The following is a 14,290-nucleotide window of genomic DNA, read 5'->3' as shown; positions in this document are numbered from 1 at the left end:
AACGTATATGCAGGCCGGGAAGGTCAGTTATTTTTTATCTTTATCAGCTAATACATTTAACCTATGAAAGGATTGCTTTTTGGAGCAGCTACACTTGCATTGTTTTTTATTGCCTGTGACCCGCCCGGAAAAGTTCCGGTTGCACCCGAACCAGGAGGGAACGTAAAACTGTTATTCACTGACGTTACAGATACGGATAGCAGTGTACTCAGTTACGATACCAGTAAACAATTTACATTGTTTGAACAACATGATCTGAGTGATGGTTTTACTGTTTTTGTAAAACCTGTGTTTGAAAATAACAAACTTACTACAGCACTGGTGGGTTTGTCAAAATCAGATATCACACATCAATTCAAGACGTTTAACTATTACATGGAAGGCAAACTGAGAAGCGTGTATTCTTACGAATATGGCTTTGATAAACCAGCCCGTATAGATAGCCTTTTGTACGATGCATCCGGGAGTCTGACAACAAGTTACGTTTCGGTAATTGCGAGTGCCGGCGCCCAGATCGGTCTCTATCAGAAGAACTTATTTGATTGGAATGGCGAGGGGAATATTGTCAAAAGGTTTAGCATTGCGATGGAAGGTGGTAAAGAAACAAAGGATACTACTACTACTGTTTATACCTATGACAATAAAGTTAATTACGTTACAAAGCAACCTGATTATGGAATGATGCAGCTGGAGGAAGTGGCGGATATATTCTCTGCCAACAATATACTGACTGCTGTTGTCTCAGGGCCAGACACTAAGAGGGAAATTAAGAATGTGTACTATTATGACTGGGATGGTTATCCTGTTCAGGTAATTACGACAGAGAAGGAATTTTATAATGGTTCCGTAGTAGATACCAGGGAGTCTGGTCACAAGCTGACTTACGTCAAAAAGTAGTCTTTGTTAAAGCAAAAAGAGGGTATATCCAAATAAGATATACCCTCTTTTTATTTATTAACTGTCGGAGACAGGTGGTGATTTAGTGAGGTTCAGAACGTTTATATATGTTTGATACAATCCATTGATCCTGTGTTATTTCAGGATATTCTCAATCTCCTGTAATTCCGCTGTATCAAACTGTACCTTGTGCAATGCACCCAGGTTATTATCCAATTGTTCCACAGAGCTGGCGCCTATCAGTACCGTCGTAACGCGTTTATCTTTCAGTATCCATGCCAGTGCCATTTGTGCCAGGGTCTGGCCTCTTTGCAGTGCGATAGCATTCAGTCGCTGGATCTTATCCAGTTTCTCTGCTGTGATATGATCCGCTTTCAGGAAGCCGCTTGGTTTGCTGGCTCTTGAACCTTCCGGAATACCTTTCAGGTAACGATCCGTCAGTAAACCCTGTGCCAGCGGGGAGAATGGAATACAACCCACACCATTTGCTTCCAGTACGTCCAGCAGACCACCTTCCACCCATCTTTCAAACATAGAGTATTTCGGCTGATGGATCAGGCAGGGAGTGCCTAATGATTGTAATACAGCAAGAGCGGCTTTTGTCTGTTCAGCAGTATAGTTGGATAAACCGACATATAATGCCTTACCCTGACGAACGGCTATATCCAGCGCGCCCATGGTCTCTTCTATCGGTGTTTCCGGATCGGGACGGTGGGAGTAGAAGATATCGACATAGTCGAGTTTCATGCGACGCAGACTCTGATCGAGGCTGGACAGCATATACTTACGGGAACCCCATTCTCCGTATGGGCCAGGCCACATATGGTAACCGGCCTTGGTGGAGATGATCAGTTCATCACGTAGGTTGCCTGAAAAGTCTTTCTGTAAAATCGCGCCGAAATTCTCTTCCGCAGATCCCGGTACCGGACCATAGTTGTTAGCCAGGTCGAAATGGGTGATCCCTTTATCGAAGGCACGGCGGACGATAGAACGGCCATTTTCAAAGTTATCAATAGACCCGAAGTTATGCCAGAGACCCAGTGAAACAGCCGGGAGGCGGATACCGCTCTTACCGCAACGGTTGTATATCATAGTATCATACCGGTCACTTGCAGGAACATAAGCACTCATAATGTGGTTTTTTTTGGACGTACAAGATAGTGCTATTTATAAGAAATAAAGCATTGGGGTTATGGGAGCTGATAAGTGGCCGGACCGCTATTAAAAAAGAGAGTAAAGAGGGTCTGACTATACTTACCCTACGTTGGAACTGCGAAGAAAAGGGAGCACTAAGGCAGGGTAAGTATAGTCTGACTATATACAGGAAAGGAAAACACTACAAAAATAATAGAATTGAATGTCAGCTGGCTTCAGTGGAACTGTCTTTTAATGCTGTGACATACCAGGTGGTTGCTAAGCACTTATACACTCTGGAAATAACTATTCATATATTCACTGGGGGACCGTTGTGTGACGGACTTGAATACCCGGTTAAAGTTGGTAATACTGTTAAACCCACAGGTATATGCCACTGTAGCGATGTTATCATAACTACCATCTGTCAGCTTTTTACAGGCTTCGTTGATCCTCACTTCATTCAGGAAGGAAACGAAGGTATGCAGCGTATGTTTCTTGAAGAAACGGCAGAATGCCTGCGGCGTCATACAGGCCTGTTTGGCGGCATCTTCCAGGGTGATGGGCTTATCATAATGATGCATGATATAATTGTAGATAGTCCCGATACGGATGCCTTCGTGTTCGCTGACAGGCTGTGCACGCTGACCGGATGCCAGTGGCGTAATATCCGGACAACCGGATAACTGTTTCAGCAGTTCGACAAACTGTAACAGCTGCTCTGTTCCTGTACTGTTAGTGACCTTCAGCATACGGCTGGAGATTTCCGTAGCCTGCTCGGGAGGTACTTTAAAGCCCGACTGGTGTTGCTGGATAAAGTTCTTCAGCACTTTGATCTCCGGCAGGTTGAAGAAGCCTGCCAGTTCGCCGTCAGGATTAAAGAATATTACCAGCGCCACTATTTTTTTCCGGCTTTTGGGTTGAAAATAAGAGGCCTCACTCTTGAAAATATGCGGCTGATTTGCCCCCAGCCAATAGATCTCATTGGCCCGGAAGGGATGCATATTGTTGTCGGCCACCAGGGTACCTTCACCCTGCTGGATCCAGGTGAGCTGGATCTCCTGGTGCCTGTGCAGATGGGGGTAGAAGTAAGGCAGTACATCTTTCTGTACAATGATGGATTTGTCCAGCGGAACAGGTATGGTAAACTGTAGCACTTTCATCTGGTAGCAATTTTAATAGTAAGCGCAAGTTGGCTTGCAGGAATGTATTTACAGGTCTTGAATCTTTCTTACGTAGTAATTACGCGTTATACTGGTTGATACTTCTGACACTAATGAGTGTGAATCTTACAATTATTCACTGTGTACCAATATTACAAATTTTAACCCGGATTTTGCAAAAAAATATAAGATCAGGTCAAAAAAAGGTTAAGTCCCGGTATATATGAACCAGACCCTATGAAAACAGGTTAATATCAGGTAATAATTGATTACTATCAGATAGGCTCCCTTTATCTCTTTCTGATACTTTTGAACAAAAAATTGTTCTTCTATGGCTATTGAATGGAAAGGAATATTTCCCGCATTTACCACAAAGTTTACAGCCGCTGATGAACTGGACCTGCCGCTGTTCGGTAAGAACCTGCAAGCCCAGATCGCTGCCGGTATTGATGGGGTTATCTTAGGCGGTTCGCTTGGCGAGGCCAGTGTCATTACTACTGCAGAAAAGGAAACATTGACGAAGTATGCAGTCGAGCAGGTAGCGGGGAAGATCCCGGTTGTCATGAATATTGCAGAAGGTTCCACTGCGGAAGCGATCAGACAGGCAAAGCTCGCAGCTGCCTGGGGTGCAAAAGGTTTGATGCTGTTACCACCGATGCGTTATAAAAGCGATGAACGCGAGACAGCTGAATACTTTAAGGCGGTGGCTGCTTCCACAGATCTGCCTATTATGATCTATAACAATCCTGTTGATTATAAAGTAGAAGTGACCCTGGAGATCTTTGATCAGTTGCAGGCTTACAGCAATATTCAGGCGGTAAAGGAATCTACCCGTGATGTATCTAATGTAACACGTATGATCAGTCGTTTTGGTGATCGTTTCAGTTTGCTGTGCGGTGTAGATACGCTGGCAATGGAAGAAATGATCTTAGGCGCGAATGGCTGGGTTGGCGGACTGGTATGTGCATTTCCTGCTGAAACTGTCGCCATCTATAAACTGACAAAAGCAGGCCGTATAGCAGAAGCACTGGCTATTTACCGCTGGTTCCTGCCATTACTGGAACTGGACCTGCATCCAAAACTCGTACAGTATATCAAACTGGCAGAACAACAGGCCGGATTAGGCAGTGAAACTGTAAGAGCGCCACGTCTGGCACTGGTAGGAGAGGAGAGGACAAGGATCCTGCAGGTGATCGATTCCGCTATTGCTGCCAGACCTGTATTACCAGATTATCTTTCACTTTAACGCTCTATGCATGCAGACAGATGAAATCATGCAGCGTGCAGCTGCTGCTTTTGAGGAGTACAGGTATACCACGCCTGCTATAAGGGCTGCCTTCCTTGAAGCAATTGCTGCCGCTATCGAAGCACAAAGGGAACCATTGGTAGCAACGGCACATACAGAATCGAATCTGCCGCTTCCCAGACTGAATGGCGAGATCACCCGTACCACTTCACAGTTACAGCTTTTTGCGACGCTGATAAAAGAAGGTAGTTGGGTAGAAGCAGTGATCGATACTGCTAAACCAGCGGCCACTCCTGCTAAGCCGGATATCCGCAGGATGCTATTGCCGGTAGGTCCGGTGGTGGTTTTTGGCGCGAGTAATTTCCCTTTTGCTTTTTCTACCGCAGGAGGAGATACCGCCAGTGCATTAGCCGCTGGTGCGACAGTTGTGATCAAGGGGCATCCTGCGCATCCGCGTACTTCGCAGTTAGTGTTTGAAGCGATACAGGCTGCTATCAAAACAAGCGGTATGCCTGCGTATACGGTACAACATGTGACAGGGGAGGGGAATGCTATCGGGAAAGAACTGGTCATGCATCCGCTGACGACAGGTGTAGGATTTACCGGTTCTTTTCAGGGTGGGAAAGCCCTGCTGGATTATGCTGCACAACGGGAAGTACCGATTCCGGTATTCGCAGAAATGAGCAGCATTAATCCGGTCGTGTTTTATCCGGATGCACTGGCTACACAGTCAGCGCAACTGGCACAGACCTTCGCGACTTCCATTACACTGGGTATGGGGCAGTTCTGTACCAATCCGGGTATCCTGATCGGGCTGAAAAGTGCAGCACTTGAATCGTTCATTGAGCAACTGGGAACAGCAATAGCAGCTGTTGCTCCGCAGAAGATGCTGCACAAAGGTATCTGCGAAGCATATGACAAAGGCCGTACCCGTATGCTGACAGAACCGGAGGTAACACTGGTCAATGAATCAGCTGTACCTGAGACGATGGAAGCATGGCCGGCACTGGCCAGAACAACGGCCAATGCTTTCCTGGTGAATCCGGCTTTGAAAGAAGAACTCTTCGGCCCTTATTCACTGATCGTGGAATGTACAGATAAAGCGGAGCTGATCGCTGTGCTGAAAAGTCTGCATGGTCAACTCACGACCACTATTGTTGGTACGCCGGCAGACACTGCACAATGGAAAGACGTTATCACCATACAATCGACCCTTGCGGGCCGTGTCATTCTCAATAACCCACCTACCGGTGTGGAAGTATGTGCTGCAATGGTACACGGCGGACCATTTCCCGCCACCACCGACCAGCGTTTTACTTCGGTAGGCACGAGTGCTGTCCGCCGCTGGGTGAGACCTGTATGTTTTCAGAACTTCACAGATGATATGCTGCCGGATGCATTGAAGGCAGCCAATCCCCTGGGCATATGGCGCCAGGTGGACAATCAGTTTGTGCGATAAACCCAGTACCCTATGTCAGATCAACCAACATCTTTCCGGCGGTCCTTCGGACTGCTGGACGCTACGATGATTGTAGCCGGCTCCATGATCGGTTCAGGTATTTTCCTGGTAAGCGCCGATATTACCCGCAATGTAGGCTCCGCCGGCTGGCTGGTGCTGATATGGATCATTACCGGTCTGCTGACGCTGACAGCCGCGCTGAGTTACGGCGAGTTAAGCGCTATGTTCCCACATGCAGGCGGACAGTATGTATACCTGAAAGAGGCGTTTAACCGGTTGACGGGTTTCCTGTTTGGCTGGAGTTTCTTTACGGTGATACAGGCTGGTTCTATTGCAGCGGTAGGCGTGGCCTTTGCAAAGTTTTCGGCTTATATCTTTCCTGTATTGAGTGAGAAGCATATTGTGGCAGATCTGGGCTTTATTACCATCTCTGCCGCACAACTCACTTCTATTCTGCTGATCGTACTGCTGACCTTCATCAATACCCTCGGGGTCAAAGAAGGGAAGCTGATACAGACCGGTTTTACACTGGCGAAGATCGCCGCGCTGCTGGCCCTGATCTTATTCGGTTGTTTTGCAGCCAACAAGACGATCTGGGATGCTAACTGGGAGACGGGCTTTGTATTACAGCAGATGACCACACAGGATGGAGCGGTTCAGCTGAGTGCATATGCCGGCGCCGGATTTGCTGCTTTGGGCGCCATTGCCGGTAGTATGGTCGGCAGTCTGTTCAGCAGTGATTCCTGGAATAACGTCACCTTTATCGCGGGGGAGATCAAACGGCCGGAGCGTAACATCGGCAGAAGTCTTTTCCTGGGTACATTGATCGTCACGGTTATTTACGTAGCGACCAATCTGGTTTACCTGGGTGTGTTATCCCTGCGGGAGATCGCATTCGCAGAAAATGAAAGAGTCGGCGTAGCCGCTGCTGTGAAGATCTTTGGCGCCAGGGGAACTTATATCATTGCGGCACTGCTGATGGTATCCACTTTTGGGTGTAACAACGGACTGATACTATCCGGCGCAAGGGTATGTTATACAATGGCAAAGGATGGCGTTTTCTTTAAACAGCTGGCTACGCTGAATAAGAACGCGGTGCCGGGCAAGGCCCTGTGGATACAGTGTATCTGGGCTTCCCTGTTATGCCTCAGCGGCAAATACGGGCAGTTGCTGGATTATGTCATTTTCGTTGTGCTGATCTTCTATATCCTCACTATTGCCGGTATCTTCCGGCTGCGCCGTACCAGACCTGATCTTCCAAGGCCATATAAAGCCTTTGGTTACCCTGTACTGCCATTGCTGTACATAGTGTCAGCCAGCATCATTTGCGTGGCGCTATTGGTCTATAAACCGCTTTATACATGGCCCGGGCTATGTATAGTGTTGCTGGGTATACCGGTATATTATGCGGTATGGAAAAAGAAGGAGTAGTTACTGTTGACCGGAAAACGGCTCTATCGACATTTCCGTTGCGCCGTGCAGGTGTACGTCATTGGTTTCTTCGAATACTTTTCCGTCTTCATAGGCGACCGCTACAAATACGGAGAGTTTTTGTCTGGCGGGACCTTTGAAGGTGCCTTTCACCGGACTGCAGTCATTGAAATGCCTTCCGACAGATAATTTCACATGTTTATTGGTTACCCAGATATTGTTGGTCGGGTCGATACCTGCCCAGCCGTATCCGGGTATCCATGCTTCCACCCATGCGTGTGTAGCGCCTTCTCCGCGCATACCATCCTTATTAGGACAGATATACCCGCTGATATAACGGCAGGGGATGCCGCAGGAGCGGAGTATGTGCAGCATGAGGTGCGCAAAGTCCTGGCATACGCCTGCCCGGTGTTCCAGGATCTCGTCGACAGTTGTTTCGATATTGGTGATACCCTTCAGGTATTTGAAGTTTTTAAAGATGTATTCGCTGCAATGTTCGGTAACAGCGGCCACGCTTTTCTCCGGCTGACGGATCACGGTGATGATATTGTCAATAGCGGACTGATTACTGATCATATCAGGCCGGGCCAGTTCCAGCAACAGGAGGCTGTCGGCCGTTTCCTGCTGTAACTGTGCGAAGCCTGAGTGGAAATTGATCTGTAACTGGGAAGAAGCGGTCGTGCGTACCAGCAGTTTACTTTCGATACTCAGCACTTTATGTGGCGGCAGCAGGTTGAAGTTGCCCACCTTATTACCAAAATAATCTGTGAAACTATGGATTTCCGGCTGACCGGTAATCAGCAGTTCATGCTGCAATATTTCCTGCTCCGGACACTGATAGGGGAAGATCCTGATCTCATTGACGCTTTCTTTGACCGGTCTGTCGTACTCGTATCTGGTAATATGATGTATTCTGAAAATGGCCATATGCTGGTTTATGCGTAGGAGAAAAATTTTTGCGTCAGAAGGTGGGCGAAATGCAGGAGATCGCCCCGTAAGGTCTCCAGGAATGGCTGGAGACTTTTATTCGTCAGATCATCGATTTCCATGTGTTTCACTTTGCTGTGCAGGCGTCCGAAATTACGGATCAGGGCTGCATTCTCTTCAGAGATATGACCTTTGGTCACATCCTGTAAATGACGGTCAATTCTGCCCAGCGAATATATAACGGAATGCGCAAAATCTTCATTAAATAATACCTGGTGTAATACATCATGAGTATACTGATAGGAGCGGTAGGTCTTTAGGTGCAGTTCGTACCCGGATAGCGACATCAGGAGGTGCCGCCACTGCATGATATCTTTTGTATCATCTACCCGATAGTGGTTCAGGGCGTACTGTTTGTCGGTCAGCACGATCGTCTCCGTACAGCGTTCTATATATTTACCCAGGTTCATATAGCCCCAGCCCGTTCCCCTGGCCATGGTTATATCCGTGATTCCGGTATAGAGCACAGAATGACGTGTGAAGAGGTCGAGTACATCGGCCGCTTCGTAATTGGAGAGACGGCTGTCCAGTGATGGCTGATTGATCAGGTGGTAAAATGAATTGACTTCCTCCCATACTTCCTTGGTGATATAATCCTGGATACCACGTGCATTTTCCCTGGCTTTGCCGATAAGGGCTTTCAGGGAATTACTGTTGGCCGGGTCGGTCAGGAGTTTCTTCAGGGCAGCGCCGCTATTGTGAGAGATCTGGTTGATCTCTTCCGCATTGGTGCTGGTAAATGTCTCTAATACAGGCCTCCAGGTGAGAGGGCCATTGACATCTTTATCCAGCGAAAGAAGGTTATGAGTAGCTGTAACGCGTAGTAAGCTTTCGGCCCGCTCCATATAACGGGCGAGCCAGAACAATGAATCAGCGATCCTGCTTAGCATGTATATGAGTTCGTTTTAAAGGTCAATCTATAATCCAGGTATCCTTACTGCCTCCACCCTGGGAGGAGTTGACAATGAGGGAGTCTTTCCGCAGGGCGACACGTGTGAGTCCGCCGGGAACGATCTGTACCCCCTGCGGACCGCAAAGCGCATAAGGACGCAGGTCCACATGCCGGGCCTGGAAGGTGCCATCTATAAAACAGGGTACGGTAGAGAGCCGGATGATGGGCTGCGCGATAAAGCTACGCGGATCTGCTTCGATAGCCGCTTTGGCTTTCAGCCATTCCTCCGGGGATACTTTATTTCCCATGACCATGCCATATCCACCGGATTGATTCGTGCGTTTGATCACCATGTTGGTATAGTTTTCAAATACGTAGTGTCTGGCGTCCGGGCTACTCATTTCGTAGGTAGGTACATTGGGCAGGATAGGTTCCTCATTGAGGTAGTACCGGATCATGGCGGGTACGTAGGCATATACCGCCTTATCATCAGCGACCCCGTTACCGATGGCATTGACAATAGCGACGTTCCCCATCCGGTAGGCGCTCATTAAACCTGGGATGCCCAGGGCACTATCCGGCCGGAACATAAGCGGGTCCAGAAATTCATCGTCTATTCTGCGGTAGATGACGTGGACTTGTTCCAGACCATCGGTGGTCTTCATATACACTTTATGATTGTTGACCAGCAGGTCCCGGCCTTCTACCAGGGTAATACCCATTTGTCTGGCCAGAAAGGTATGCTCGTAATAGGCGGAGTTATAAATACCCGGTGTCAGCAGGACGACCCGCGGATTGGATAATTGTCCGGGGCCCATTTGCTGCAGTATTTCATGCAGCATAAGCGGGTAATTACTCACCCTTCTGACATGGCTGGCGGCCAGGAGTGCGGGAAAGATCCTTTTGGTGACTTCCCGGTTCTCCAGCATATAACTGACCCCGGAAGGCGTCCGCAGGTTATCTTCCAGTACGTAAAAATGGCCATCCTCGCCCCGTATCAGGTCAATACCGGAGATATGGACATAAATATCATGTGGCACCCTGATGCCGAATACTTCCCGGGTATAATGAGGGCAGGAGGCGATCAGGGAAGCAGGTACGATCTTGTCTTTCAGGATCTGCTGTTCATTGTAGATATCCTTGAGGAAGAGATTAAGGGCTTTGAGCCGTTGTTTGATACCGGCTTCGATGTGTTCCCATTCTTTGCCGGTGATGATGCGGGGAATGATGTCAAAAGGGAAAATACGCTCGATACCGGCGTCTTCGCTGTACACGGTAAAGGTGATCCCCTGATTCATGAAAAGCTCGCCGGCCAGTCTGTCTTTCCGTTGCAGATCGCTGATGCTGAACTGCCGGAGGGTGGCAATGACCTTGTTGTATTGCTCCCGTATCTGCTGGCGGTCGCACATTTCATCCCAGGTGCCGGTGCCCTGGTCATAGTGTTCTAACAAAGTTGGCAGACTCATTCCAGTGGATTTAATGGGTTAGAAAGTATAAGGGTGACAGCTACAATTTAATATTTTAGGAGGATAAATGCCAGGGTTTGCTACAAAAAAGTGCAGAAATAGAGAGTCTGATTCCATAAAATGTCTATTTTATGGGTGATAATATTCGTATTAATTTTATTGTAATATATCTACTCTGGTGTACAGAAATCCCATTTGTACCCGGTAGCGTAGATCGTTTTCAGGTAGTTTCCAGCTCCACCTTCCTGTAGTTTTTTCTTTAGGTTTTTGATATGGGCATAGATGACATTATGGTCATCCCGCAAACCGGCAATATCGCCGGATAGTTGTTCTGCCAGTTCCTGTTTGGAGAGGACCTTGTTTTTATTGCCGATAAAATAGATCAGGAGGTCAAATTCCTTGCGCGTAAGCAGCACAGGCATGTCATTGATATAAACGGTTTTTGCCAGCAGATCGACCGTTAAAGCCCCCTGTCTGATAATATTGGAGTTATTGTATTTTCTTCTTCTGATCACTGAGAATATCCTGGCGCCGAGTTCCGGTAAATAAAACGGTTTAGTAAGGTAATCGTCAGCTCCGTTCTGTAAGGCGTGGATCTTATCTTCATACGATTGTCTCGCGGAGATAATAATAACACCTTCCTGTTTGTCTCTCTTCTTGATTTCCTCCAGCAGCTTGCTTCCATCACCATCGGGCAGGTCCAGGTCCAGTAAAATGCAATCATAGTCATATACCGCGATCTTCGACTGTGCTCTCTTGTAAGTATTGGCATACTCACATATATAGTTTTCGGCTGATAAATAGGAGATCATCACCTGCGATAAAGACAACTCGCCATCAATGATCAGTATTTTCATACCACAATATTATTTCTGAAATCTAAATCAATTTTGAATTTGGAGGCCCTTTATGGACAAATAATGCGTGTATTACGCTTGTATAGCTTTAAGATAAAATTCTATGTGATGGTGTATCGCTTTGTGATAAAGGGTTTGGTGGATTCTGTTTTAATTCTGAATGCGTTTTTCTTTATACCGGACTATTCAAAATTATAGTGCTGTTTTTTTCCGGATGCGTCTCGGTGGGGCGGTGTATACATTTTTTCTTTGCAGAAAATTCTACAACCTGGTGAAACATATATACCTGATTCTGATCTTAGCTTTATGTAATCTCGCCGCGTTTGCACAAAACGGCAACATTAAAGGAAAAATCACCTCCGCTGATGGCCATCCGGCCGCATTCGTTACCGTCGGACTGAAAGACACCAAAAAAGGTGCTGTTACCAGTGAAGAAGGAGAGTTTGCGCTGAAGAACATCCGACAGGGTCAACATGTACTGGTCATCTCCTGCACAGGGATGAAAACGGTACATAAACCCATCAGTGTTACCGCTGACCAGACCACCGATATTACCCTGACACTGGAAGCAACTGCTGCACAGCTGAATGAAATTGTAGTGGAAGGCAGCAGAACACGTACAATCAACAAACGTCCTGTAAGTGTAAGCAAGTTACCCGTAGCTGCAATTGACCTGCCACAGGGTGTGGCTGTTATCGGTCATGAGGTACTAGAAGATCAGCAGGTACAGCGTATGAGTGATGTGGTGAAGAGTGTGAACGGTGTTTATATGGCTTCCAGCAGGGCAGGTACCCAGGAGTCTTTCAATGCAAGAGGTTATGGCTTCTCCAGCACCAATATGTTTAAGAATGGCGCCCGTGTGAATTCCGGTGTAATGCCTGAAATGAGCTCCCTGGAAAGAGTAGAGATCCTGAAAGGCAGTGCCGCTATCCTCTATGGTAACGTTGCACCAGGTGCTGTGATGAACATGGTGACCAAACAGCCTAAGTTTAACTTTGGCGGTGAACTGAACGTGCGTGCCGGTAGCTATGGCCTGTTCAAACCTGCTTTTGATGTATACGGTCCGCTGTCTTCCAGAATAGCTTACCGTGTCGATGGTACTTTTGAAACGACTGACAGCTATCGCGATAAAGTACATTCAAAACGTTACTATGTGAATCCGTCTTTACTCTTCAAATTAAGCGACCGTACAGAACTGGTCGTACAGGGTGATTACCTGAAACATGATTTCACACCTGATTTCGGTATCGGTTCCCTGGATAATACAAAGATCGCAGATGTACCACGCAATAGCTTCTATGGTACGCCATGGCAATATGCGCATACACAGCAATCTTCTGCAGGCGCTTCCATCAAACATCAGCTGAATGACAACTGGACCCTGAATGGTATGTTCACTTACCAGCGTTATAGCAGGGACTATTATGCCATTGAAAGAATCCAGGCTGATGCAAATGGTAAATGGGGCCGTCCGCTGAACAGAGCCTATAACTCCGAAGATTATTATATCGCACAGGTAGACCTGACCGGTAAGTTCAAAACCGGTAGTCTGCAGCATAATGTACTCGCAGGTATCGATGGCGACCGCTATTATACAAAAGCATTTTCTTATAATCAGCCTACCACTTACGATACGATCAATATCCTGAATCCTGATCTGTACACACCACGTACAGATATCCCGGATGCTTCCAGGATTAAAAGCGTAACGACCCCGATCAATCGTCTGGGTGTGTATGTACAGGACCTGATCAGGATCAGCAGTAAACTGAACTTCCTGGCTGGCGTACGTTTCTCTTATCTGCAGAATGAGGCGCCTACCACACTTGATCTCAAAAACAATGTATCTACACAGACCAAAGCAAAATATGACCATGCTTTCTCACCTCGTTTCGGACTGGTCTACAAACCGATCGAAAGTACAGCGGTGTTTGTCAGCTACTCCAACTCCTTTACGCCTAACAGCGGTTTGGATGTAGACAGCAATGCGCTGAAGCCATCTGTGATCGATCAGTATGAGGTAGGTATCAAAAACGACTTCCTGAAAGGTAAACTGTCCGTAAACGTGACTGCCTACCAGATCAGAAATAATAACTATGCGCAAACATCTCCTTTCCAGAAAGATGGTGTGACCCCAAACAATAACGCGAATCTGAAAGCGCTGATCGGTGAAACCCTCAGCCGTGGCGTAGAAGTGGATATCGCAGGTCATCCTATGGCTGGTCTGGATGTGATCGCAGGTTATAGCTACAACAACATCACTATTGAAAGCACCAGTGGCGTAGTCGGTGGTGCGGTAGAAGGAGAGCGCCTGGTAGGTAATCCGAATCATACTGCGAATGCCAGTGTGTTCTATACCTTGCAGCAGTCAGCACTGAAAGGCGTTAAATTTGGTGTAGGTTACTACTATATCGGACAACGTTTCGCGGGTTGGAACAATACGATCAATCAGTCACAGAAATACAACCGTCTGATCTCTGTACCAGGATTCTCTACACTGGATCTGAGTGCCGGTTATTCTTTCAAACGTTTCGGTGTAATGGCGAAAGTATCCAACATCACAAATACTTATAACTATTACGTACACGAGAATTACAGCATTAATCCGATACCTCCGACCCAGTTTGTCGGTACCGTATCTTATAAGTTCTAATTGTTGCTCTTCCCATAGCATAGATGACAGCCGGTGCTACCATGCGCCGGCTGTTTCTGTTAAAATCCTGTCCATATACGTTAATATCTGTCATGACCCCGGCAG

At 47.1% G+C, this 14,290-nt stretch carries 11 protein-coding genes; 5 read left to right on the top strand and 6 right to left on the bottom strand.

Annotated features, from left to right (window positions below):
- Positions 1-63: 63 nt before the first annotated feature.
- A complete protein-coding gene (locus BMZ72_RS25115; protein WP_089812454.1) occupies positions 64-897 on the top strand; it encodes a hypothetical protein in 834 nt (277 codons plus the stop codon).
- Between the two features lie 135 nt (positions 898-1,032).
- On the opposite strand, the gene mgrA is transcribed toward BMZ72_RS25115, so the two are convergent.
- Both mgrA and BMZ72_RS25105 read right to left on the bottom strand, forming a co-directional pair.
- Positions 1,033-2,028 carry an L-glyceraldehyde 3-phosphate reductase gene (gene mgrA, locus BMZ72_RS25110; RefSeq protein WP_089812453.1) on the bottom strand — a complete coding sequence of 332 codons (996 nt, stop codon included), beginning with the start codon at positions 2,026-2,028 and terminating at the stop codon, positions 1,033-1,035.
- A gap of 290 nt (positions 2,029-2,318) precedes the next feature.
- A complete protein-coding gene (locus BMZ72_RS25105; RefSeq protein WP_089812452.1) occupies positions 2,319-3,194 on the bottom strand; it encodes an AraC family transcriptional regulator in 876 nt (291 codons plus the stop codon).
- A 331-nt stretch (positions 3,195-3,525) separates the two neighbouring features.
- Here BMZ72_RS25105 and BMZ72_RS25100 point away from each other — a divergent pair, with 331 nt between their 5' ends.
- From BMZ72_RS25100 to BMZ72_RS25090, 3 genes are read left to right on the top strand one after another with little or no spacing between them, the layout of a single operon-like run.
- On the top strand, positions 3,526-4,440 hold the full coding sequence (locus BMZ72_RS25100) for a dihydrodipicolinate synthase family protein (protein WP_177222930.1): 915 nt from the start codon (positions 3,526-3,528) through the stop codon (positions 4,438-4,440).
- A 10-nt stretch (positions 4,441-4,450) separates the two neighbouring features.
- Positions 4,451-5,899, top strand: a complete 1,449-nt coding sequence (locus BMZ72_RS25095) for an aldehyde dehydrogenase (NADP(+)) (RefSeq protein WP_089812451.1) — start codon at positions 4,451-4,453, stop codon at positions 5,897-5,899.
- A gap of 12 nt (positions 5,900-5,911) precedes the next feature.
- Positions 5,912-7,330 (top strand): APC family permease, encoded by a 1,419-nt coding sequence (locus BMZ72_RS25090; RefSeq protein WP_089812450.1) that lies wholly within the window; start codon positions 5,912-5,914, stop codon positions 7,328-7,330.
- On the opposite strand, the gene BMZ72_RS25085 is transcribed toward BMZ72_RS25090, so the two are convergent.
- The 4 genes from BMZ72_RS25085 to BMZ72_RS25070 form a co-directional block, all read right to left on the bottom strand.
- Entirely contained in the window at positions 7,331-8,257 is a 927-nt protein-coding gene (locus BMZ72_RS25085; protein ID WP_089812449.1) for a transglutaminase family protein, read from the bottom strand.
- An 8-nt stretch (positions 8,258-8,265) separates the two neighbouring features.
- A complete protein-coding gene (locus tag BMZ72_RS25080; protein ID WP_089812448.1) occupies positions 8,266-9,207 on the bottom strand; it encodes an alpha-E domain-containing protein in 942 nt (313 codons plus the stop codon).
- A gap of 22 nt (positions 9,208-9,229) precedes the next feature.
- Positions 9,230-10,675 carry a circularly permuted type 2 ATP-grasp protein gene (locus BMZ72_RS25075; protein WP_089812447.1) on the bottom strand — a complete coding sequence of 482 codons (1,446 nt, stop codon included), beginning with the start codon at positions 10,673-10,675 and terminating at the stop codon, positions 9,230-9,232.
- A gap of 170 nt (positions 10,676-10,845) precedes the next feature.
- Positions 10,846-11,532 (bottom strand): response regulator transcription factor, encoded by a 687-nt coding sequence (locus BMZ72_RS25070; protein WP_089812446.1) that lies wholly within the window; start codon positions 11,530-11,532, stop codon positions 10,846-10,848.
- A gap of 271 nt (positions 11,533-11,803) precedes the next feature.
- Between BMZ72_RS25070 and BMZ72_RS25065 the strand changes: the two genes are divergently transcribed.
- Positions 11,804-14,185 (top strand): TonB-dependent receptor, encoded by a 2,382-nt coding sequence (locus BMZ72_RS25065; RefSeq protein ID WP_255373289.1) that lies wholly within the window; start codon positions 11,804-11,806, stop codon positions 14,183-14,185.
- Positions 14,186-14,290: the final 105 nt, after the last annotated feature.

The sequence above is a fragment of the Chitinophaga sp. YR627 genome, assembly GCF_900114995.1.
Classification (GTDB): Bacteria; Bacteroidota; Bacteroidia; order Chitinophagales; family Chitinophagaceae; genus Chitinophaga.
Note: the sequence above shows the minus strand (reverse complement) of the source record. Positions and strands in the feature narration are given on the sequence as shown.